The sequence below is a fragment of the Rhodococcus sp. 15-649-2-2 genome (assembly GCF_002258645.1).
GTDB lineage: Bacteria > Actinomycetota > Actinomycetes > Mycobacteriales > Mycobacteriaceae > Rhodococcoides.
The window spans coordinates 152945-172767 of sequence record NZ_NPFM01000028.1 but is presented as its reverse complement, the minus strand read 5'-3'; the positions used below and the strand labels follow the sequence as shown (position 1 = coordinate 172767).

The following is a 19823-nucleotide window of genomic DNA, read 5'->3' as shown; positions in this document are numbered from 1 at the left end:
ATACTCGAAAGGCGAGTCCTACACAGCGTCGTACTTACCCCCGCGCCCGTCCTCGATCGCGTCGTGATGAATGCGACCGTGTCGGGCCCGCAGCGGTTCCCCGGTGCCGCCCCAGCGACGTGCGATGATCTCCGCCGCGATCGATACCGCGGTCTCCTGAGGCGTACGTGCACCGAGATCGAGACCGATCGGACTGGCCAGCCGGGAGAGTTCGGACTCGGTCAGCCCCGCTGCGCGCAACCGAGCCATGCGGTCGTCATGAGTACGGCGTGAGCCCATCGCACCGACGAAAGCCAGGCTCGGCAGGCGCAACGCGACCTCGAGCAGTGGCACATCGAACTTGGGGTCGTGAGTGAGCACACAGACAACAGTGCGCGCGTCCAACTCCCCCGCCGACCACTGCTCCGTCAGGTAGTCGTGCGGCCAGGCGACGACGACCTGTTCGGCGGCGGGAAATCGCTGCGGGGTGGCGAAGACTGCACGCGCATCGCAGACGGTGACGCGGTAGCCGAGGAAAACGCCCTGCTGCGCCACCGCAGCGGCGAAATCGATGGCCCCGAACACCAGCATTCGGGGCGGCGGTGCATGGCTGGACACGAACACCTCCATGCCCTCACCTCGTCGCTGACCGTCGGGACCGTACGTCAGTACGGCCGAACGTCCCGATGCCAGAAGCCCTTTCGCGTCGTCAGCGATGGCCGAGTCGGCCCGCGCACTGCCGAGCGAGCCGCGGGTGCCCTCCTCTCCGACGACCATCCTTCGGCCGATGCGTTCCGGATCGGTGTGCGACACCACGGTCGCCACCGCGACGGGAATGTTGTCGCGCACGTCCGCCACGACCGAGTCGAGTTCCGGGAACGTCTGCCGGGAGAACACTTCGACGAAGACGTCGAGTGTTCCGCCGCAGGTGAGCCCGACGGCAAACGCATCGTCGTCGGACACTCCGTATCGAGTGAGAACCGGAGTTCCGGTGCGCAGGACGTCCTGTGCGAGTTCGTAGACCGAGCCTTCGACGCAGCCGCCCGACACCGACCCGGCAACCGTGCCGTCCGCGCCGACCAGCATGGCCGCTCCGGCGGGACGCGGTGCAGAATCGAACGTGCGGATCACGGTTGCCACCGCTGCGATGTCGTCGGACTTCCATGCGCTCATCGCGTCGTCGAGGATGTCGTGCATCGAACCTCCTTCGACATGCATCGGAACGTTTCCGAGACCTTTGCTTTCCCGCTACGGCCGTCGCCCAACCCATGCCTGCGCGATCGACGTATACGGAAAGGTACACTCGTCAACCGTGCTCGAGCGGGTTCGCCCGTACGTGCCAGCCTCCGTAGCTCAGGGGATAGAGCAAGGGCCTTCTAATCCCTTGGTCGCAGGTTCGAATCCTGCCGGGGGCACCAGGTCAGAGGGCATATTTCGGTTAATCACCGACACCGCGTACAGCATATGTACAGCACGGCCGCCGATTCTGATATCCGAGACGCCGCAGATCAGCGCGCACACGCAACATCGCCTCCACCACCGCCGGATCGTCCGGGTTGAATCCCTCGTCGACGATCGCGGCCCGCTCTTCTGCATCCATACCCACTTCGACGTCGCTGGCCGACGTCCGGTTCCGCCACTTACTTGAAAGCCGACTTGCAACCTCGGCCTGCGGACTGACCTGGCCCGACGTGGATACTCGAAACCGAACTCGAAAGGTTCGCCATGTCCATATCTACAGCTCTGACGACGGCACGCCGCGGCACCGTCTTCCTGTCTCTCGTCTGCTTCGCGATCTCGTACATCGCCCTCGCGGACCTCGCTCGCATCGCGGGGCTCGGCCCAGAGGCGTACCTGTGGCCGGTCATGATCGACGGCACCGTAGTCATCGGGACGGTGTCCGTCGTCGCGCTCAGCCAGAGTCGTGGCGCGTGGTCGCTGCTCATCGCCGGAGCATTCGTCTCCATCACCGGCAACGCCGTCCACGCATGGATCACCCACCACTCGTGGATCTCGGTCGGGGTGGCGCTCACTCCCCCGATCTTCCTGCTGTGGACCACCTCGGTGACTGTGGAGCTCGGCCGGCGCGCGGAAGATACCGACCAAAAAGCCGACCATGACGAACGCACTGAAATCACGGAAACGCCGGATACATCCCAAATGGAGGTCGACCCTCGATCCCGGGCGCTCGAGCTCATCGCGGAAGGTGGTGTGCCGTTCCGCGAGATCGCACGCCGTGTCGGTGTCGACGACCGCACTGTCCGGCGGTGGCGAGACGACGCCAAACAAGAGATCGAACCTGACAGTCTGGTAGGAGTAGGCACATGAAACGGACTCTGATCGTCGCGGCTGGTGCACTTCTGATGGCGGGATGTAGCTCGAGCGAGCCTGAGATCCCGACCGTCACCGGGCCGGATGCCAGCATCGTTGCCACCGTCGACTGCGGAGATGACGGGGTAGCCGGCGTCAGCGCGTCCTACGGCACCGGTGGCGTGAAAGAGACGTTGATCGGGCGCAATCCCACGACGCAACTCGCCGGCGGGCAGGAGTCGTTCTCGTCGACCTACGGGACTCGTGAAGGTATGGACGACGCGACCCTGTCCGTGACGACATCACCCACCCGTGGAACATGCACGACGACACTCACCGACTACGACAGTGGCGAGGTGCTGGTGCAGAAGGAGACATCAGGAAAGGCGACCGTCGAGGCTGTGATCAGTGCCGGGTAGCAATACCCAGATTGTTAGTTCGCGCAACGACCGATGTGGCATCTGATAGGATGCTCGCATGAAGATCTTCCTCGCGATTCGGGACATCGAGACCCGAACCGGCGTCCCCATCAACCGCTTGAAGTGGCTGATGTCCGCCAAGGCACCCGAGGGATCGTTCCCGGAACCCGACGCTCAGGTGGGCATAGAGGGCCGCGTCTGGTTCGGGTGGCTACCCGAGACTGTCGACCACTGGCACGCTCTAGACGAGTTCGAGAACGCCCGAAAATAACACTTGCGCCACATCCAATAGGATGCTACAATTGAGTTATAACAAAAGAGAGTGGCTCACAGACTCACCGAACACGAGGACAGAGGGTATCGCGCAAGCGACTAAGAAACCCGCTCACGACGCCATGAGGGTAACGACCCGGGTCGACGGTAGAAACGAGAGACGGCCACACACCAACCCCCAGGAAGCCCCTGGGGGTTCTCTTCTGCCCAAGACGTGAGTTTGGGCAGAAGTAAAGATCGTTAGTTTTGCGCACGAATCACATGGGCCGACCCCGAGGGGTCTGCCCCTCACGCTTCCAGCCAGGGGCAGAGCTGGTATCCAATGCCCTGCGTGCCGGTCTCGTCCAGCCACTCGGTGGCGGTCTCGATGTCGACCGGGGCTTCGGTGCCCTCATCCTCGTTGTGGGCGGTGATGGCAGCGAGGGTGGCCTTGATGTCGAAGTGGCGGGTGCTGTGGCCGGCCGCGGTGATGATGTCGGTAAGTATCTTGGCGGTGATCTCTGCTTTGCTCATACGTTAATTGTAGCATCCTATCGGATGCCATGCAAGTCGAAAATAAATATTTCTTTTCGCCAATTCCGCTTGCGTCACTTCCTATCGGATGCTATAATTGCCTTATGACAAACACAGAGACACTCGCCAGCCAGACCCGTAAGACCGTCACCGCCGCCGACCTCCTCGCCACAGCCCTTACCGCAGGCGGATGGGTAGACGGACTTGGAAACAAGGGCATGAGCATCGAGTTCAGCTACGACCTGGACGCCATCTACCGCCGCTGCGGATACACCAAGCCCGAGCGAGGCAACCAGAGCCACCGCAAGCCCGAGTGAGCCGAAAGGCCCGGCCCGAAAGGGTCGGGCCAAGCAGGTTGCTGACTAAAACTAACAATTTTTGCCTTCACCCAAAGACCCTGTGGATGTCATTCCCTCGCAAAACTAACGATCTTTACTTCTGCCCCGAAAGGCTCGCCGTGACCGACACCCTCATTGCCCGCACCCTCAACATCAACTCTGAGCACTACGACCTCGACGCACTCCTCCAAGACGCCGAGATCACCTTCACCCCACGCGGCCGGCACGCCGTCTTCGATTACGACGAGATCGATCTGCTTGAGGAGCTCGCGCAGCACCACCGTCTCGGCGAGGTCGACTGAACGCAAAAATGCTCCCCACCACCCGAAGGTGATGGGGAGCATTCTCGTACGGAAGAGGCTGTGTGCCTTGACGGCTGAGCTACCCCACCCATGCGGGTGGATCGTCCAGCAGTGTTCAGTCTAGGCGGTGGGCTCTTCCGTGGTGACGGTCTCGTCGACCGGCTCGGCCGGCGTCTCGACGGGTACCTCAGGCTCGGCCGGGACCACGACGTCGGTGACGATGTCATCGACACCCTGAACCGCAGCCTTGAGCTCGGTGAAGTCGGGGGTCTCCCCGGCTGCGACCTGAGCCTCGAGGTCGGCGATCTTGCCGAGAACTTCGTCCTTCGACTTGAGGACCTGGGCGGTGAGCTGATCGACGGTGTCCTGTGCAGCACTCATGATGTACTCCTTGGTTCGTTGTTCCGCGACACGGATGTGCGCGTGGATGTCGCAAACCCATTGGGGTTCGCGGTTCAGCAGCCAGGCGAGCATGGCTGTCTCCCTCCCTTGTTGGGGGACCTGTGAGCCCGCATGCGGGCATGAGAAAACACCGGCACTGTTCGCACGGGTGTTCGAGTTCTGTTAGGTTGTGGTCAGCGGGACGCGGTCAGGAAGGGAAGCCTGGATCGTGTCCCGCTACTACGTTCGGGAGGGCGTTTGTGGAGCTGTACCGGATCGGCGATCGATGGGCAGAGCGCGCGCCTAGTCACTGCCCAGCGGGGCACGAACTTCGCGGCGGCCGGGTGCTCGTCGGGTCTCAGGTCTGCTCCTGCGAGATCCACCACCACCGGACTCATGCGTGCCGGGAGTGCGGCAAGGTGGTCTACACACCGCCGATGACCGGCGAGTGCACAGACAGCAGCTTCGATGGCCGTAGCCGATAGGTCAGCGCGTTACCGAGAACCCCGCGGCGGTCAGGCATCGACCTATGAATCGGGCCATCTCTTTCGAGTCGTTGCCACTTGCGCCGAGATATGTGTTTCCGTCCAGATGAAAGAGGCAGGCTTGCATGTAGTGCTCTATGGCGTCCTGAATGAGCCCTCGCGAGTCGGATCCCGCGGCGTACCGCGCGCCCAGCTCACGCTCCGATGCCGCCAAGGCCTCATGCCAGTCGCTCATGTCTTCTCCCCTGCGGGTTCCTTGTGGATGATCACGTCGTCGGAGCCCTCGTAGCGGTAGCCGCGGCGGCCGTCCGGGAGCAGCACCCATCCGGCCTGTCCTTCGTCGGCGGGCGGGGTGAAGATTGGTTCGTCAGCCATGCCGACGAGTATCCCAGCGCGCCCATAGATGCTCGCGCTGATGTCGCGTCAGCCGCGACGCTTCGGCCGTTCGATGATGGGAAGACTTGCGAGTGAGTACTCCCCCGGAGGCAATTCGGGGAAGGCCTCGTCATACGCATGCTTGCCAAGAACTGCGGGTACGAGCCACGGCGTTGTGTCGCGGGCCCTGCCATCCGACCAGGCTCGAGCACCGCAGTCGCCGCACTCGCACAACTCGTAGTGCTTCTCGTCCGGTCCCCAGCCGACCACCCGCTGCAGGGAGTGATCGCAGTCTCCGACGTACGGCACCTGATTCGCCCGCGGTCCTTGACCCGCGAACCAGGAAATCGTGCCGAGCTCGCGCATGTCCTGATCGACGTGAGGCTCAGCCATTGGCTGACCACTTGTCGTTGATGTGCCCATCCTCGAACGGGTGCAGGATGTGCGGGTACGGCAGGCCTGCGTACAGACACCGAGCCATCTCCGGCAGATCCTTCCGCTTGACGATGCCTCGCTGTTCGGCGATGAACTCGTCATCGGTCCAGTCATAGAAGCCATCACGGGAGGAACTACCCGTGCGGTCGGCTCGCTCCCACCTTTCAGGACCGGACGATTCCGGGCCGAGCGCCTCGGTCAGAGCGGCACGGTCGCCGCACACTGCCGGGCAGTCGGTGATGGTCGACCAGTCGACGTACAGATCTTCGTCGGGACTGATCTTCACTATGTAGTGCGGCATCTACTGCTCCCCTTGTTCGTCCAGTTGCCTGCGTGCAGCGTCGAGCTTCTCGGCCAGCTCGTCGCGCCTGCGTTTCTCTTCGGCCCACTGCGCCTTCTGCTCGGCGGACGGCCAGCCACCGCGCCGGCCCCACCGCTCCACCGTGTTCCGAGGGACACCCGAGATCCGTTCGACCTCACGCACCGACCCGCCCGCGAGGAGTGCCGCAGCGATCGCAGCGTGCAGCTCTACGACCGCCTCCGACTGAGCGGCGACAGCGGCACGGAGTCGATCCGCGAGAGCGTCCGGGACCACACCCTTGCGCTGCGGTGTCACTACTCCCACACGATCGAAGCGAAATCTGGGTGGTCGGAGTACACCTCAGCCATCGGCCGGAGATCGGCGCAGACGATACCTTCGTTGCCGTGGTAGCCCCATCCCTCCTCAATGCGCTTGATCGTCGACTTGATGAGCGCTCGCTTTGCTGTCACCTCACGCAGAACACGCTCGGGGTTGAATCGCGCGATGTGCCGAGCGCCCTCTTCCTCGTACGCCAACCCGATGTGCGGGGTGATGTACCAACCGGGCGGAGTGTTTGCGAGACCGAACTGGTTGTAGCTCGTCGACCATCCCGAGTCGAGTTGCTTGCTGTCGATCGCGCTTGCCACTTGCTCGTCCTCATCGATGCGGGCCAAGAGAAATTCGACTACGCCCATGCCACCAGACCTCACTCGTCGTCCAGTTCGGGTGCCGGCTCCATGATGACGATCGCCTCTGCTCCACCCTGCGGTAGGACAGCCCATCGAACACTTGTCACTCGAAAGTACGGACCGTCGTCGGCAGTCGGATCGTCGAACGAGACGAACTCCCCGACACTCGGAACCTGTTCCACCTCGCATTCCCTGGAGAAGGTGGACGGACTGTCCTTGGCCGGCGCGAAGATAACGAATGTCATGCCGTGACCTTACCGCCAAAGCCGTCCCAATGTGGGACAGACTTGGCGTTATGGGCGGGTCAGGACGAGGCCTTGTTGACGTCATCGGCCTCTACGAAACCGCCGCCCTCGGACGTGAGGTGAAAGTTCTCGCACTCGAAGACATCCTTCTGCGCGAGCAGGTGCGAGGCTTTGGTCTTTCCGTAGTAGCGGGTCGCAATCTCGGGGCACGTGGCGCATTTCTGTTCGGTCATGCGCCGAACGATATGCGTTCGGGTGCCGCCAGTCTCGTCATTCAGGCGAATGATCAGGGCGCGAGAGACCGCGCGGTACGGCATGATGTCGCGCATGACGACCATGCTTCGCAACCGCGCTCGGGCCGCTGGCAAGAATGCAGATTCCGGGCCGCGCCCCGATATCCAAGGCCTCCGAATGGTGGCCGTGATGCTGGTCGTCCTCTCGCACCTGTTCGACTGGCCGCGAGGCGGATTCATCGGAGTCGACGTATTCTTCGTCATCTCCGGGTTCCTCATCACAGGGTCACTGCTGCACACGCAGGAGCGGTACGGCCGCATCTCGTTCGCGAACTTCTATCGCCGACGCATCCGCAGAATCGTCCCAGCCGCGACACTCGTACTGCTTGCCACCGTCATCGCGTCATATCTGATCCTGAGCGCTACTCGCGCGAAGTCGACCCTTCTCGACGCCGGTGCGTCGTTCCTGTTCTTCGCCAACTGGCGGTTCGCGGCCGAGGGCACCGACTACTTCACCGCAGGCAACGGCGTGTCCCCGCTGCAGCACTACTGGTCACTGAGTGTGGAAGAGCAGTTCTACTTCGTGTGGCCCGCTGTCATTGTCCTCATCGGACTTGCCGTGGGTGCCCGCTCGCGCCGGCACCGGCTCGCGCTGTCGGCCGCGGTCATGGGCGCGGTGGTCGTTGCGTCGTTCGCATACTCGGTGTGGAACACAGCCGAGTCACCGACGTGGGCGTACTTCTCAACGTTCGCCCGGGTTTGGGAGCTGGGCGTGGGAGCGTTGCTGGCGATCACCATCTCTTACTTCGAGCGCCTCCCCGACGTCCTTCGCCCCGTGATTGCCTGGACCGGCCTGCTTGCCATCGTCATCGGCGCATTCGCGATTTCCGAAACCGGCGGAGGCTTCCCCGCGCCCTGGGCTGCGCTTCCCGTTCTCGGTGCAGCGATGGTGATCGCCGCGGGCGTGAGTGGTGAGCACCGATTCCTCTCCGTGCTCACCAACCGGGCGAGCACCTACATCGGCGACATCTCGTACTCGCTCTACCTCTGGCACTGGCCGGTGATCATCCTGCTCGGCGCAGCGATGGACGATGGCCCCTACCTCTACGTCGCCGCGCTGGGACTGATGTTCTCGTTCGCAGTCCTGAGCTACCACTACTTCGAGGACCCCATCCGCAAGTCCGGGTGGCTCTCCACCCCCAGCGAGAGCACCGAGAATTCGATGCTCCGTAAGTCACGCTGGCGACTTCCGAAGCCCAAGAAGATGTCGCGCGAGAATCAGGTTGTCGGTGTTAATGCCGCGATGCTGTTCACCGTTGGATTCGCCGCAATCGCGTTGGTGCCACCGACGGTCACGATCGTTCCGCCCGTCGCCGTGAACGCAAGCGCCGACGCCGCGCCCGCGTTGTCCGATCCACTAGTGGCCGGACAGCTACAGGCTGAGTTGACCGACGAGATCAACGAGGCCACGCAGGCGACGGCATGGCCGGACCTCAATCCCACGATGGAAGCCGCGATCGACGGTCCACAGGCACCACCTGACACCGCGCGGTGTGGACTTGTCGACCGCTTACCCGCCGCATCGTGCACTTGGGGCAGCGCTGCTGCGGAGAAGACGATCATGGTGCTCGGCGACTCCGTTGCGATGACTTACGTGCGGCCGCTGCAGTACTTCGCAGCGAACTCTGGCGGGCAGTGGAAAGTGCAGAACGAGGCAATGTTCGGTTGCGCGTTCGTGGGAATGGATCTACGCGAGAGCGACGACACGCTCGGCGCTGCGTGCCCTCAACGCAAGGCCGACGCAATCGCAGCGGTGAACCAGGTCCGTCCTGACGTGGTGATCATCGCCAACCTGTACCGCCCTATTGACAGCGCCGAGTGGACTGCCGGAATGAACGCGCTCACGTCTCAGTTCGCGGGCAACGTCGGCAAGATCGTGTTCCTCGCCGCGCCGCCCTCGGACATTCGAATCGGGGACTGCTACAACCGCCTCAACAGTCCCGCAGACTGCATCTCGCGAGTGACCACGACGTGGACCGAACGAGCCAGCAACGAACGGGAACTGGCGGCGCAGGCCAACGGGTTGTTCATCGACTCACGTCCATGGTTTTGCACCACCAGCGGTTATTGCCCGAGCTTCGTCGGATCGACACCCGTCAAACACGACTACAGCCACATGACGCCGGAGTATGCAGCCAAGATCGCCCCGGTCATCGCCGAGGCGTTGACCGGGGCAGGGCTCTAGTCTCGGATCAGGCGGTGCGGACGAACACCCGAGGCACGAGTGACGTCGTGAACACCGAGGTCGAGAACGTGTCCGGCAGAGCCGCCGACACATTCGACTGAGTGAACCCGGCGGCACCGACCGAACCGTTCGCGGGGAGCGCTGTGCCCAACGTCATCATCACCGGTGGCGACCACGCATTGAGGACGCGCACAGTCGGCGGCGTGGTCGCTGCGTCCTGCATCACCGCAGCAACCCACCACAATCCAGCGGGGAGCCGAAGCGCGGTGATCGTCTTCTCGATCATGCCGACCACATCACCTGCGACCGCGTCTGCGTCGAGGACCAGCGCGCCGGGGTATCCATTGCCGTTGTCGGCGTAGATCCCCAGCCGCCACTTCGTCCCGGCACCGCCCGCCACCGTGACTTCCACTCCGATGCGATCAATGGTGACCGATCGGTCCAGCAACCACGGCTGCGCGCGGACCTGCTGATTCGGTGACGCCGAGCTGGTCGAGGTGCCACTGACGGCAGTGAAGGCGTACGAACCCGCCGCAGGGATAGGTGCCGCCACTGCACTCGGCTCGGTCCGTCCACGCGCTGTCGTCGTCCACGCGGTGCCCGTCCAGGTCCGAGTGATCCACCCGCCGGTATCGACGGACTCCGAGCCGACGATCCACCGGTAGCGGCCTGTGGCGGCCGCGGTTCGGGTGTAGGTGATCGACCGACCCTGCGCCGCTGCTGTCGGTTCGGTCACCGTCCGATCCGCTGTCAGTGGTGCCGTCAGGATGTGCCGAGCCGGACCGACCGCAGACGGTGCAAGATCGGTATCACCGACCACCGCCGCAGCCGTGAGATTCGATGCCTGATCGACGACGATCTCCCCGATGGACGTGACCGCCGTCGCGCCGACATCGGCGAACCCGCCCCCGGCAGGTGCTGTGTCGGTCTCGATGCGAGCAACGGTAACCGTGCCGTTCAGTGTCGCCAGATCCGCCACCCGCCACGCTGCGCCGCCCGCGAGGACGACAAGCCGGTTCACGCGCACCGAGGACAGCGAGTCGATCAGCGAGAAGATCCGGGTCTCACCGGTGCTGCCTCGGAGGTCGACGACCATCTCGTCGACAAGCAGCGCCGAGTCTGCGATGTCGGTGAGTCGGTGTATCGCTTGCGCGCTGTCGGTGCGGACGACCAGCGACGGAATGCGGATGACCGCCTTGCGGGCGAGCAGCGCCACCGCAGTCCCAGCGAAGGCCGGCGCGATGACGGTGGCGGACAGTTCCGCTGCACCGCGAGCGGTCATGTCGGTGTAGGCGATGCGGAATGCGCTGGCTGTCGACAGTCCACGCGGCACGGTGTGGACGTGACCGATGATCTGGTGCCGTCCGCCGCCGTCGAAGCCTCGGATCGACACAGCGCCGGGTCCGATGCTGGTGCAGTCCCGGATGATGTTGTCGCGGCCGCGGAGCTGGAATGCGAACTGTGAGCCGTCCGGTTCCTTGTGGTTGAACGCGACACTGCATTTGTCGAACAGGCAGTATGCAGCTTCCTCGTGGAGGTCGAATGCTGCGTGCCCGACCTCGCCTGCGCTGCCGTTGACAATGCGGGCACCGATCGTGGACCCGAACCGCCAGGTGTCCGGCGATCCTGCTGCGGTCGACTCGTACGCACCCGAGGTGTAGACGTGGCGAAGATCAGAGCCCCGCAGGCCGACGTGGAGGGAGTCGTTGCAGGACATGTCCCGCACGCCGTAACCCCACGCACCCGCGGTCAAGGACGTCCGCAACTTGTCGGCCTGCTCGTGATGCGTCTCGTTCTCAACGCACGCCACGTACCGCAGACCCTCCGACATCAGGTTCTCGAACCTCGGTCGGTACACACGTGGGCGCACAGCGGTGCGGATCTGAATCATCGGTGCCGTGCGGGTCGTCGGCGAAGCGGGATCGTCCGTGAAGTACGGGTCGATCAACCTCACTTCACGCTCGGTCATCCGCGCCACCCGAATCGCCGTCGTCAAGGTGACCCGCACGAGTCGAGACAGGCACAGTAAATTGCCGTCGATCGCTGCGACGCGGAAGCGTTCGCCCTCCCGCTGCGCGCGAGCAGGGCTACCACCGGGGATGGTGTCGTCTCCGACGATGACGCCCCAGTCTCCGACCGTCCATCCGGCCACCGAAGCGACCTCGATGCGGGAGACCAGTGTTGCATCGGTGCTGCCTGGCCAGACTCGGTTCGCCTGCGTGATCGCAACGACCGCCTGTGGCGTCGAGACCGGGTGATAGATATCGAGGACAGGCGAGTTGGGGGCGTCGGCAGAGCGGGTGATCTTCGCGCCGCGCCAGTCGATGCGTACCGGCCCTGTCCAAGGGACTGTCGACCGGGCGGTGTAGCTCTTGCCCGGCCGGTGGGTGACGATGCCATTGTTGGCCTGCGACGCCGTGATCGCGGCGAGTAGCGATGCCGAGTAGTCGGTGTCGGGATTGCCGAACGATTCCACCGGGAACGTCGCGGTACGGGAGTCGATGTCGGTGACGCGCGCATGCCGGGGCAGATCCTTGAGCTGGGTGGTGCCGTCGCCCGCGAACAGTCCGCCGTCGTCGGTCACCACAACGTCGCCGTTGGGAACTACCGTCGTCGACGCTGCGCGGGCTGCTTCGGTGCCGCGCTTCCATGGCCGGATTCCGGTTCCTCGTGCCATCAGATGGTCCCCCCGTCGTAGCCGCCGGTGGCGGTTGCCCAGAGGGCCTGTTCGGTGGCGTCGTACGCGGCGCGACTGGTGCCGTCCGCGATGCGTGTGCCGAGTGCGTTGGTCGGTGCCGGGAGGACCGCGACTGCGCCCGCGAGGTACGGAGTCAGCGGCTGAAAAAGGGGGGCATAACTATTTGCAGCAACCGTTGCGGACAGTTTCCCGTCGAGCTCGGTCCGGACTTCCTCCGAGAGCTTCGCCCGAGCCACGGCGTCGTTGGCGATCTTCGAAGCGGTGACCGCATCCTGACCGAGCTCGGGACCGTTCACCGCACCGGACGCGATCTTGTCCGACGTGACCGCATCCGCCGCGAGCTTGGCTGTCGTCACGCCCCCATCAGCGACACCGCCACCCGACGGCAGAGGGACGCGCGCGATCTCCGGCTCCCCCGGTGCCTCCGACAGGAACACCAACTCGCTGCCCTCGACGAGTGCGTCACCGACCGCGTAGCCGCGGAGGCCACGAGAAATCTGCACCGCCGTCGACACCGGAGCGACGTTCACGAAATCAGCGAGGTTGATCGACGCGCCCGGTTCCGCCCAGAAGTAGATCGGGGGAACAGTGACAGCTTTCAGCCCGTACTTCAGTGACGGGAACGATGCCTCCCACTGCAACTGCGCGACATTCGACGTAGCCGAGGTGGGGGCGGGGACGGTCACATAGTCGCGGTTGCGGTGACTGATGTCGCCCGTCAACCCGATATCGACGGCCATCTCCGTGATCGCTTTGATCTTCATGACGCCGGCATCATCGACCTGCAAGGGTCTGGAGGTTTCCATGCGAGGTTTGAGGATCATCGTCCCCGAGACAGGGACGTCGTCGAAAACGTCGTCGGTGTCCATCCCGTCGATGATGAGTGCGCCGATGTTGACGCGGACAGTGGTGAATCCCAAAGCCATGGCTTATCCTTCCTGGCCTGGTAGATCATGGGTAGGACTTCGGTGCGTACCGACTCCGGTCCGGTCACACATCGGGGACATCCTGGATCTTGAAATCGCGGATACGGAACGAGTTGTAGAAGTTGTTGCGCTGCACCGCGAAACCGCCGTACCGCCTTCCGATGCCGTACGGAACCACCGACGCCGACACAGTGGTGTCGACGACCGTGACACCATTGACCTTCACGACGACTCGGCCGGGGTAGAAGATGTCGGCGATCTGCTCGCCGTTCCACACCTCGATCAAATCGCCTTCGCTCCACGTAATCGCATGGGTCTCGATCGTCGTGTAGCTGCCGATCGCGGCGCTTGCCGCATTTTTCCGGTCCAACGTGAGCGTGCCCTGCTTGAACGAGACAGCAAGACCGGTCGCAGTGTCGGACGAGCACCGGAACAACAGACGCGACCACGGCGGTCTCACCGTGGATTCGACGGCACCGATATGGATTCGGCTGTACGTCTTGTCCGTCGTCATCGGGGACTTGTACAGAGCGGACGTCGACCCGTCGTCGTTCCCGGACCAGCCGACCGCGAAGTCCCTGATGTACATGCCGGACGTACTCAGAATCGTGGACCGCTGGGAGTAGTTGCTACCGATCGACGGGAAACCCGACGTGTCCGCGACATCGAACAGGTCCTCGTGGTTCCGCTTCTCGAGTACCGGGACCGCGCCAGCGAGCAGGTTGCTGCCGATGACGATGTGCGGAACGTAGGTGTTGGTCCAGTCAAGGCTCGCTTCCGCCACCGAATCCGGCAGTGCGACACCCGCTCCCGGTGCCATCTTCGGCGTGTAGCACTTCGGGTAGAAGCCGGGAAGCTGCGGTCGGGTGTACTTCCGCATTCCGATGACCGCGAGCGAGGCACCAGTGACGCGCATCCCAACGGCCACGATGGTGCCAGCCTCCATCAGCAGCTTGTCGGCGAAGTTCCACACGATCGCAATGGGGTCGGTCACCTGTCCGTCACCGAGACTGTCCTTCTGGTTCGGTGATTCCGGCGAGGTATAGGCGATGTCTCCGGTTGCGGACATTACGTACACCCGGAAGAACAGTCCGGTAATCGTGGTGTTCGGGACAGCGGCGATCGAGACGCCTTCGAGCTCGCCGTCCTGTTCGACACGGATGCAGGTGAACAGGTGATCGGCAACTGTCACAGTCACCGTCGGCAGGGTTACGGTCTCGGTGTGCGTGTGCGATCCGAGGTTGGTCGAATCGGTATTCCGGATCGCGCCCGTCTGGTTGTTCTCCCGGTGCAGGTGCGACCCGAGATTTGTTGCGTTAATTACCGATCCGTACACGAGCTGCGATTCAGGAAAGCTTGAGTACACCGTCGGATTGAACGACTCATGCAGAGGCCGTGGCGACTTGATGTCGAACACCGCGAACTTGGTGATGATCTCCTTCTGCACCACCTGGACTGCTTCGTTCGCGGCCGCCGTCGCCTGAGTCACTGCGGTACCGACCGCGTTCTCCGCGGCCGTCTGTGCGCCTTCTGCGATCGACGTGGCGGTCTCGATGGCCGTGTAGTTCGACCCGCGGACGCTGAACCCCGTCAGCCCACTGGAGAACTCGGGTGCTTGAAAAAGGATGCCGGTCCACGCCATCAGTGAGAACATCGAGAATCGGTGATTACCGTCGACCGGGAACCCGGACACATCGGTCCAGTCGATCAACGTGACACCGTCGACGACGACGAGATACTGGCTTCCGTTCATCCTCAATTCGGGAGTCGACGACCCCGAATAGGACTTCGATGGATTCGCGGCCCACTGTGACCGGGAGATCGCCGTACCCGAGCGTGTGAACCGCCCCAGTTGACAGTTGCCGCCGAAGAAGTCGACATACACGCCTTCGGTACCGGAGGCGTTGCAGCGCCCGTACAGTGACGTCCGAGCTCGGGTCGACACCTTGCCGGTACTGGCGGGGTGGACGATCGCAGCGATCGAGTAGTCGTTCGACGTGGCAGCTGTCGGGCACAACGCATACCGGGTGCCGTCGTCGACGAGGTTGAACGGGGCATCGGTATCGAGCTGCGCCGCCTGATCCTTGATACCGAGGTTCTGGCCGTCACCGAACTGAGTCCACGCCGGGATCGTTCCCGGTTGCGGCGACCCGAGAGTGGACGAATCGCCGCGGTTGAACAGGTCCACGTACTCGGCACCGGTCGCCAGCTTCGACTCGAGCGTCGCGATACGCCCAGCGAGACCAGCGGTGAGGACCTGGCCGTCGTACTGACGACCGACCGCAGTGGGAACATTCTCGAATCCGTTGTCCCCGCCGATCGTTTCACCGATCGCCCGCAACGCCTCCGACGACCCCATGTTCAAGCCCTTCGCGGGCTTGTCCTGATCAGTCCCCGAATACCCGACGTCCGGGTTTCCGGGTAGGAACTGCTCTGCCATCAGACAGCGACCGGGACCGGTCGCACCCGCAGGTACGCGCGGGTCTTACGTGACTCGAACCGGACCGCCGTCAATGAATCCACCCGTACAGCGATGAGGTAGATCGTCGCTGCAGTGTTCGCGGGGACGATCGTCGACGACGATGTCGGGGCTGCGATGGTCTCGTCGGACCCTGGCACCAGCAGCCGCGGCATCCATTCGTTGTTCCACGACGACAGGGACGCACCGGGTCCTCGTGCCAGCAGGGGTCCGGAGACGGCACCGAGGTGCGCCTCCAGATCCATTCGCACACCGGTGGTCACGAAGAACTCACACAAGCCGGTGACGTCCGGTTCGTACGCGTACGGCTGTGCAGGGATCACCATCGTCGTGATGGTCTGGTATGCGCCCGTCCACCCGTTGCCGGTGTTCACTGCGAGCCAGTCCGCGTCCGAACCGGCCTTCTTGTACACACCCGGTGAGACGTTCAGCGGCTTCGCACCGATCGTCCCGGATGATCTCTTGTACAGGACATCTCCGACACTGGCGGCGGTGAGGCCGTCGCCGTCGGATGCCCCGAAGAACGAGGCAGTCGGGCCCGGGACTGTCGACGCCGCACCCGGGTTACCGCGGGGCAGGACAGCGTCGATCGCATATGCGCCCTCGGAGATTTCCCGGACCGTCAGATTCAGATCCGTGGGTGTCGTCCCGGCAGTGACCGTTCCCGCAGTGAACGTCGGTCGGGGACCGGTGTCGCCCTTGTCGCCCAAGTAGTTGGTGAGGGTCTCGAACTTCAGTGCGCCGCCGGGGGTTTCCTCCACCAACAGCTTCACGTCACGGGAACCGTCGACCCTCCACCCGTGCCCGATCCACGTATCGTCCAGGTCCCCGAGCAGTGGGATGTCGGCGGGGATCTCCGCACGGTGAATCTGCACCGCTACGCCGTCCCGGCCGGGGTCACCCGGATCGCCCTTGTAGGCGAGGACGTCGACATCCATGTTCCCGGCTTCGATCTCAATGAGACCGCGACCCGAGTTGCGGATATCCCATTGATCCGCTAGCCGCACATTCAGTTTCGCGGGCAGGGTGAAATTGAACGCCATGTGAGGCCTCTCAACGTTGAGGAGGGCAGCACAAATCCACCGCTCCGTGCAAGGGAAAGAATCAGAACCGCGGCCGGGCGGGTGGGGCCGGAAGAATCGGCCCACCAGCATCACGGCAGGTCTTCACAACAACGAGTTCCCAATCGACCTGCAGGTCGATGAACTCTTCCATCTTCTGGACCTTGATCAACAGGTCGTTGACCTGGTCTTTGTACGGGGACAGTAGTGTCAGTGCGGCCGCGGAAAGGGTTGCCGCACCTGATGCTTCACTGTTCCCTGCGTCCGCATTGACCTTCCGCTTCTGTGACGAAATCATCCACAACTGGGCAGCGAGTACCGCAACTGCGAGTGGGGTGATCACCGAGAAGACCTTCAGGACAGTGTCGAGCCATGTCATCGATCGCCCTCACCCTCTGCCAACGCCGGCGGATCTGCAGGACGGGGGACCATCAACGCTCGGTTCATTCGACGGCGATCACGAACGATGTTCCAGATACGGAGGACGCTCGCTACTGTGATGGCTACCCCCACGCTTCCGGCGGTCATAGCCCGTGTACCGAGTGCGAACGCGGCGATGCCGTACCCGAACCACAGGACACCGATGATCGACAGTGAGGTGATCTCTGCGGCGACTTCCTGCCGGATCTGCTCGGGTGTTCGGGACCGGCTGGAGTTCCACGTTGCTATCAGGCCGCCGAGACCGCCGACACCCATGATGGCGAAGTAGAAGTTCGACCCGGTCGGCCATGCATTGTCCAGTGCCGAAGAAATCTCGAACGGTGTTGCTACAGCGAGGATCCCGATCCATGTCGACAATCCGAAGGCGACTTTCTCGAATGACCCTGCTCTACGGACTACCAGTGGTTGCATCGGATCCCCTTCGGTCTCGGAGACGAAGCAAAGTGCGTAGCCGGTTATGGAGAGCGAGCAACGCGAACGCGAAACGGCCGTGACTGTTGGCGGCCGCTGCGAGAATGTGGATCCACGACACCCAGGTGTAGACGACGATGCCGGTCAGGCCGCCTGTCTCGAGTTGGCGTGCAGCGTCAAGGACGGCGAGGGCGAACAGTGCGTAGCCGGTGGCGGCTGCCATGTAGGCGTGAAACAGGACCCGCGCCGAGAACTTTGAGGCGGCGAGCAGGATGACGGCGACCATGAGGAAGCCGATGCCCCAGATGATTTCGCCGCCGAACTGGCGGAGTGTCGCGTACGACGGGCCTGCGATGCGTTCCGGTCCGCCGATGATGAAGGCGGTGCCGAGGAAGAATGCGAGTACGGCGGCCCGGAACGGCGGGAGATACACGTCCGCTTCGCCCTGCCCCGGCACTACTGCACCTTCGGTGGCTTGATGCCGAAAGAGTTCTGCACGTACGACACGAGGCCTGTCAGCACGGCGGTGCCGGCGAGCGCCCCGACGACCTTCCAGTCGTCCCACGAGAACGCGTTGAAGTCAGGATTGGCGATCGACTGGGTCACGACGTTGCCAGCTGCCACCAGGACGACAGCGAACAGCCCTTGAAGGAGTGTTCGCCAGGCGCGCGACTTGGCCTGGGACTTGATCCACCCGATCGGATCGAAATCGCCGTCCTCGGTGATGACTGCCGCAACCGGGATGTTTGCGAATAGCTCGTTCATCCTGCGCTGCCCCTCGGCTTCGAGCCGATCAAATAGTTCATCGGCACGCGTCTGGGCGGACACCACCTCCGCATTGAACTGGGAGACAGCGCCTTCGAATCGTGCAGTGAGCTCGGCGGTCACCTTGCTGGTGATCTCCCGGGTGAGGATGCCAATGGCGGTGTTGTCGGCCATCACTTGACCTCCGGCTGGGTCCCGATCTTCGCTTCGATACGAGCAAGCGCCTTCTCGATACGATCGTTCTGCTCGACCGCGAAGTTCCCGATCTGGATCAGACGGGCGATGCCGTCGACGAGACTGCGGCCCTTGTTCCCGTTGAACTCGTCTCCGAGTTGCGGCCAGCCCTTGCCGTCGGGGCCGAGTAACTGCTCCTGAACATCTGCAGCGTTTGCCATGTCATCCTCCTGAGGAAGTAACGCGTCGCCGAGTGCGAGCGCGCGGTAGTAGAACTTGCGGCGGTCGTCGAGACCGTTGGTGCCGCCGTTGACAGCCTTCGTCGCGCCGAGCAGGTCCTGGCGGTCGGCGAACCCATTCATGTTGCGGGCCACCGTCCAGTACCAGACGGCACCGAGGAACCCGAACTCATCACCCGCCAGGGCGTTCGGGTCGTCGACGAAGAATGTCGGCGTCGGAACGAAGCCCTTCGAGTACGCCCACTCCGACACTTTCGTGTGGTTGTAGCGCCCGGTGATCTGAATCGGACCGTGGCCCTTGAATCGCTTACCGTCGCCCGGCTGCGTGTTGCCGAGGTCTGTTCGGCCCTCGTATGCGGACCCGGACGCAATCTCTTGCATGTGCAGGAGCCCGCCCGACTCGTGGCCGATTTGCGCCACAAACATTGCGACCCTGTCGACGGAGGTGCAGTCGGCTTCAATGAGAGCAAGGTTCCATGCTGGGACCAATTCCTCGTAGCGTTCGTTCGATACACGGAAGTCCATTGCACGAGCTAGTGTTTCGGCGTTCATGTCACCGCTTCCCTGTGATTCTCCGGCGTTCCGCCACCTTGTGGCGATGGCACGTTCGGCAACTTCGCTGGCCAAACTTTGTGACATATGTGTTAGCGAAGGAGAATTCGTGGCCTCTCAGGCAATGCGTCTGTGCAGCCTTCTTGTGAGTGCCATGGATCGCTTGATCTCGCTGATTATTACTGTGGCTGTCGTAGCGCAAGTTGCAGAGTCGGTTGTCATACGGAATGCCGTTGTTGTGGCATACCTCCATACCGGCAGTTTCTTCACCCAGGAAAGCCAACGCCACCAAACGGTGTACTCGCCATTGGCGGACTTTGCCCAGCCGGGAAAGTGAGACCACTCGGTAGCCGCGATCCGTCTCTGCTTGCTTCAAGATCTGACCGCGGCGGATTGGACGATCCAAGCTACGGACGCGACCAAGATCACTGGCCTCGTACAGGCCCTCATAACCGGGCACGCCGATCCATATTTCTGACGATTGGGTAGCATTCATTGCTAGCCCCTCTCTGCTGTAATCAGATGGGTGGGTCAGAGGCCGTTCGGTGTTCCAC

General features: G+C 63.2%; 27 protein-coding genes and 1 tRNA gene. 7 read left to right on the top strand and 21 right to left on the bottom strand.

The window, feature by feature from the left end; all coding sequences use genetic code 11:
* Positions 1-18: 18 nt before the first annotated feature.
* A complete protein-coding gene (locus tag CH305_RS18685) occupies positions 19-1176 on the bottom strand; it encodes an XdhC family protein (protein ID WP_094704654.1) in 1158 nt (385 codons plus the stop codon).
* 145 nt (positions 1177-1321) lie between these two features.
* Here CH305_RS18685 and CH305_RS18680 point away from each other — a divergent pair.
* The 4 genes from CH305_RS18680 to CH305_RS18665 all read left to right on the top strand — a co-directional run bounded on the left by CH305_RS18680 (position 1322) and on the right by CH305_RS18665 (position 2979).
* A tRNA-Arg gene (locus CH305_RS18680) sits at positions 1322-1397 on the top strand.
* 307 nt (positions 1398-1704) lie between these two features.
* A complete protein-coding gene (locus CH305_RS18675) occupies positions 1705-2307 on the top strand; it encodes a DUF2637 domain-containing protein (RefSeq protein WP_094704574.1) in 603 nt (200 codons plus the stop codon).
* Positions 2304-2708 (top strand): hypothetical protein, encoded by a 405-nt coding sequence (locus CH305_RS18670; protein ID WP_094704573.1) that lies wholly within the window; start codon positions 2304-2306, stop codon positions 2706-2708. Before CH305_RS18675 ends, CH305_RS18670 begins: the two co-directional genes overlap by 4 nt.
* 58 nt (positions 2709-2766) lie before the next feature.
* Entirely contained in the window at positions 2767-2979 is a 213-nt protein-coding gene (locus CH305_RS18665; RefSeq protein WP_094704572.1) for a hypothetical protein, read from the top strand.
* A 290-nt stretch (positions 2980-3269) separates the two neighbouring features.
* Here the strand turns inward: CH305_RS18665 and CH305_RS18660 are convergent, their stop codons facing one another.
* Positions 3270-3494 (bottom strand): hypothetical protein, encoded by a 225-nt coding sequence (locus tag CH305_RS18660; RefSeq protein ID WP_094704571.1) that lies wholly within the window; start codon positions 3492-3494, stop codon positions 3270-3272.
* Between the two features lie 104 nt (positions 3495-3598).
* Here CH305_RS18660 and CH305_RS18655 point away from each other — a divergent pair, with 104 nt between their 5' ends.
* Together CH305_RS18655 and CH305_RS18650 are read left to right on the top strand one after the other, a co-directional pair.
* A complete protein-coding gene (locus tag CH305_RS18655; RefSeq protein ID WP_094704570.1) occupies positions 3599-3811 on the top strand; it encodes a hypothetical protein in 213 nt (70 codons plus the stop codon).
* A 140-nt stretch (positions 3812-3951) separates the two neighbouring features.
* Positions 3952-4134 (top strand): hypothetical protein, encoded by a 183-nt coding sequence (locus tag CH305_RS18650; protein WP_094704569.1) that lies wholly within the window; start codon positions 3952-3954, stop codon positions 4132-4134.
* A 120-nt stretch (positions 4135-4254) separates the two neighbouring features.
* Here the strand turns inward: CH305_RS18650 and CH305_RS18645 are convergent, their stop codons facing one another.
* The 9 genes from CH305_RS18645 to CH305_RS29115 all read right to left on the bottom strand — a co-directional run bounded on the left by CH305_RS18645 (position 4255) and on the right by CH305_RS29115 (position 7278).
* Complete coding sequence (locus tag CH305_RS18645; protein WP_143545314.1) at positions 4255-4515, bottom strand: hypothetical protein; 261 nt, start codon at positions 4513-4515, stop codon at positions 4255-4257.
* A gap of 486 nt (positions 4516-5001) precedes the next feature.
* The gene (locus CH305_RS18640) at positions 5002-5235 is read right to left on the bottom strand and encodes a hypothetical protein (protein ID WP_094704567.1); all 234 of its coding nucleotides are present in this window, start codon (positions 5233-5235) and stop codon (positions 5002-5004) included.
* Positions 5232-5375 (bottom strand): hypothetical protein, encoded by a 144-nt coding sequence (locus CH305_RS29120; protein ID WP_179273190.1) that lies wholly within the window; start codon positions 5373-5375, stop codon positions 5232-5234. Before CH305_RS29120 ends, CH305_RS18640 begins: the two co-directional genes overlap by 4 nt.
* Before the next feature lie 48 nt (positions 5376-5423).
* Positions 5424-5768 carry a hypothetical protein gene (locus CH305_RS18635; RefSeq protein ID WP_094704566.1) on the bottom strand — a complete coding sequence of 115 codons (345 nt, stop codon included), beginning with the start codon at positions 5766-5768 and terminating at the stop codon, positions 5424-5426.
* Positions 5761-6111 (bottom strand): hypothetical protein, encoded by a 351-nt coding sequence (locus CH305_RS18630; RefSeq protein WP_094704565.1) that lies wholly within the window; start codon positions 6109-6111, stop codon positions 5761-5763. The genes CH305_RS18635 and CH305_RS18630 overlap by 8 nt, the downstream gene beginning before the upstream one ends.
* Positions 6112-6435: a hypothetical protein gene (locus tag CH305_RS18625; protein ID WP_143545313.1), complete on the bottom strand. Its 324-nt coding sequence runs from the start codon at positions 6433-6435 to the stop codon at positions 6112-6114.
* A complete protein-coding gene (locus CH305_RS18620; protein WP_094704563.1) occupies positions 6426-6806 on the bottom strand; it encodes a DUF6221 family protein in 381 nt (126 codons plus the stop codon). The genes CH305_RS18625 and CH305_RS18620 overlap by 10 nt, the downstream gene beginning before the upstream one ends.
* Before the next feature lie 11 nt (positions 6807-6817).
* Positions 6818-7045: a hypothetical protein gene (locus CH305_RS18615; RefSeq protein ID WP_094704562.1), complete on the bottom strand. Its 228-nt coding sequence runs from the start codon at positions 7043-7045 to the stop codon at positions 6818-6820.
* Between the two features lie 59 nt (positions 7046-7104).
* A complete protein-coding gene (locus CH305_RS29115) occupies positions 7105-7278 on the bottom strand; it encodes a hypothetical protein (RefSeq protein WP_179278343.1) in 174 nt (57 codons plus the stop codon).
* 94 nt (positions 7279-7372) lie between these two features.
* Between CH305_RS29115 and CH305_RS18605 the strand changes: the two genes are divergently transcribed.
* Complete coding sequence (locus CH305_RS18605; protein ID WP_256983874.1) at positions 7373-9523, top strand: acyltransferase family protein; 2151 nt, start codon at positions 7373-7375, stop codon at positions 9521-9523.
* A 7-nt stretch (positions 9524-9530) separates the two neighbouring features.
* On the opposite strand, the gene CH305_RS18600 is transcribed toward CH305_RS18605, so the two are convergent.
* The 10 genes from CH305_RS18600 to CH305_RS29760 all read right to left on the bottom strand — a co-directional run bounded on the left by CH305_RS18600 (position 9531) and on the right by CH305_RS29760 (position 19765).
* Positions 9531-12200: a hypothetical protein gene (locus CH305_RS18600; protein ID WP_094704559.1), complete on the bottom strand. Its 2670-nt coding sequence runs from the start codon at positions 12198-12200 to the stop codon at positions 9531-9533.
* Positions 12200-13147, bottom strand: coding sequence for a hypothetical protein (locus CH305_RS18595; RefSeq protein ID WP_094704558.1), 948 nt, complete (start codon positions 13145-13147; stop codon positions 12200-12202). The genes CH305_RS18600 and CH305_RS18595 overlap by 1 nt, the downstream gene beginning before the upstream one ends.
* 64 nt (positions 13148-13211) lie before the next feature.
* Positions 13212-15587, bottom strand: a complete 2376-nt coding sequence (locus CH305_RS18590; RefSeq protein ID WP_094704557.1) for a hypothetical protein — start codon at positions 15585-15587, stop codon at positions 13212-13214.
* Positions 15587-16669, bottom strand: coding sequence for a hypothetical protein (locus tag CH305_RS18585; RefSeq protein WP_094704556.1), 1083 nt, complete (start codon positions 16667-16669; stop codon positions 15587-15589). Before CH305_RS18585 ends, CH305_RS18590 begins: the two co-directional genes overlap by 1 nt.
* 61 nt (positions 16670-16730) lie before the next feature.
* Positions 16731-17066, bottom strand: a complete 336-nt coding sequence (locus tag CH305_RS18580) for a hypothetical protein (RefSeq protein WP_094704555.1) — start codon at positions 17064-17066, stop codon at positions 16731-16733.
* Positions 17063-17539 (bottom strand): hypothetical protein, encoded by a 477-nt coding sequence (locus CH305_RS18575; RefSeq protein WP_143545312.1) that lies wholly within the window; start codon positions 17537-17539, stop codon positions 17063-17065. The genes CH305_RS18580 and CH305_RS18575 overlap by 4 nt, the downstream gene beginning before the upstream one ends.
* On the bottom strand, positions 17517-17996 hold the full coding sequence (locus CH305_RS18570; RefSeq protein ID WP_094704553.1) for a hypothetical protein: 480 nt from the start codon (positions 17994-17996) through the stop codon (positions 17517-17519). The genes CH305_RS18575 and CH305_RS18570 overlap by 23 nt, the downstream gene beginning before the upstream one ends.
* Entirely contained in the window at positions 17996-18478 is a 483-nt protein-coding gene (locus CH305_RS18565; protein ID WP_094704552.1) for a hypothetical protein, read from the bottom strand. The genes CH305_RS18570 and CH305_RS18565 overlap by 1 nt, the downstream gene beginning before the upstream one ends.
* Positions 18478-19098, bottom strand: a complete 621-nt coding sequence (locus CH305_RS18560; RefSeq protein ID WP_143545311.1) for a hypothetical protein — start codon at positions 19096-19098, stop codon at positions 18478-18480. Before CH305_RS18560 ends, CH305_RS18565 begins: the two co-directional genes overlap by 1 nt.
* 172 nt (positions 19099-19270) lie before the next feature.
* On the bottom strand, positions 19271-19765 hold the full coding sequence (locus CH305_RS29760; protein ID WP_094704550.1) for an NUMOD4 domain-containing protein: 495 nt from the start codon (positions 19763-19765) through the stop codon (positions 19271-19273).
* Positions 19766-19823 lie beyond the last annotated feature (58 nt).

What these genes read in the sequence shown, in the direction of transcription:
- CH305_RS18685 (WP_094704654.1), bottom strand. Translation starts at nt 1,176, where the DNA reads ATGCACGACATCCTCGACGACGCGATGAGCGCATGGAAGTCCGACGAC.
- CH305_RS18675 (WP_094704574.1), top strand. Translation starts at nt 1,705, where the DNA reads ATGTCCATATCTACAGCTCTGACGACGGCACGCCGCGGCACCGTCTTC.
- CH305_RS18670 (WP_094704573.1), top strand. Translation starts at nt 2,304, where the DNA reads ATGAAACGGACTCTGATCGTCGCGGCTGGTGCACTTCTGATGGCGGGA.
- CH305_RS18665 (WP_094704572.1), top strand. Translation starts at nt 2,767, where the DNA reads ATGAAGATCTTCCTCGCGATTCGGGACATCGAGACCCGAACCGGCGTC.
- CH305_RS18660 (WP_094704571.1), bottom strand. Translation starts at nt 3,494, where the DNA reads ATGAGCAAAGCAGAGATCACCGCCAAGATACTTACCGACATCATCACC.
- CH305_RS18655 (WP_094704570.1), top strand. Translation starts at nt 3,599, where the DNA reads ATGACAAACACAGAGACACTCGCCAGCCAGACCCGTAAGACCGTCACC.
- CH305_RS18645 (WP_143545314.1), bottom strand. Translation starts at nt 4,515, where the DNA reads ATGAGTGCTGCACAGGACACCGTCGATCAGCTCACCGCCCAGGTCCTC.
- CH305_RS18640 (WP_094704567.1), bottom strand. Translation starts at nt 5,235, where the DNA reads ATGAGCGACTGGCATGAGGCCTTGGCGGCATCGGAGCGTGAGCTGGGC.
- CH305_RS29120 (WP_179273190.1), bottom strand. Translation starts at nt 5,375, where the DNA reads ATGGCTGACGAACCAATCTTCACCCCGCCCGCCGACGAAGGACAGGCC.
- CH305_RS18635 (WP_094704566.1), bottom strand. Translation starts at nt 5,768, where the DNA reads ATGGCTGAGCCTCACGTCGATCAGGACATGCGCGAGCTCGGCACGATT.
- CH305_RS18630 (WP_094704565.1), bottom strand. Translation starts at nt 6,111, where the DNA reads ATGCCGCACTACATAGTGAAGATCAGTCCCGACGAAGATCTGTACGTC.
- CH305_RS18620 (WP_094704563.1), bottom strand. Translation starts at nt 6,806, where the DNA reads ATGGGCGTAGTCGAATTTCTCTTGGCCCGCATCGATGAGGACGAGCAA.
- CH305_RS18615 (WP_094704562.1), bottom strand. Translation starts at nt 7,045, where the DNA reads ATGACATTCGTTATCTTCGCGCCGGCCAAGGACAGTCCGTCCACCTTC.
- CH305_RS29115 (WP_179278343.1), bottom strand. Translation starts at nt 7,278, where the DNA reads ATGACCGAACAGAAATGCGCCACGTGCCCCGAGATTGCGACCCGCTAC.
- CH305_RS18605 (WP_256983874.1), top strand. Translation starts at nt 7,373, where the DNA reads ATGACGACCATGCTTCGCAACCGCGCTCGGGCCGCTGGCAAGAATGCA.
- CH305_RS18600 (WP_094704559.1), bottom strand. Translation starts at nt 12,200, where the DNA reads ATGGCACGAGGAACCGGAATCCGGCCATGGAAGCGCGGCACCGAAGCA.
- CH305_RS18595 (WP_094704558.1), bottom strand. Translation starts at nt 13,147, where the DNA reads ATGGCTTTGGGATTCACCACTGTCCGCGTCAACATCGGCGCACTCATC.
- CH305_RS18590 (WP_094704557.1), bottom strand. Translation starts at nt 15,587, where the DNA reads ATGGCAGAGCAGTTCCTACCCGGAAACCCGGACGTCGGGTATTCGGGG.
- CH305_RS18585 (WP_094704556.1), bottom strand. Translation starts at nt 16,669, where the DNA reads ATGGCGTTCAATTTCACCCTGCCCGCGAAACTGAATGTGCGGCTAGCG.
- CH305_RS18580 (WP_094704555.1), bottom strand. Translation starts at nt 17,066, where the DNA reads ATGACATGGCTCGACACTGTCCTGAAGGTCTTCTCGGTGATCACCCCA.
- CH305_RS18575 (WP_143545312.1), bottom strand. Translation starts at nt 17,539, where the DNA reads ATGCAACCACTGGTAGTCCGTAGAGCAGGGTCATTCGAGAAAGTCGCC.
- CH305_RS18565 (WP_094704552.1), bottom strand. Translation starts at nt 18,478, where the DNA reads ATGGCCGACAACACCGCCATTGGCATCCTCACCCGGGAGATCACCAGC.
- CH305_RS18560 (WP_143545311.1), bottom strand. Translation starts at nt 19,098, where the DNA reads ATGCAAGAGATTGCGTCCGGGTCCGCATACGAGGGCCGAACAGACCTC.
- CH305_RS29760 (WP_094704550.1), bottom strand. Translation starts at nt 19,765, where the DNA reads ATGAATGCTACCCAATCGTCAGAAATATGGATCGGCGTGCCCGGTTAT.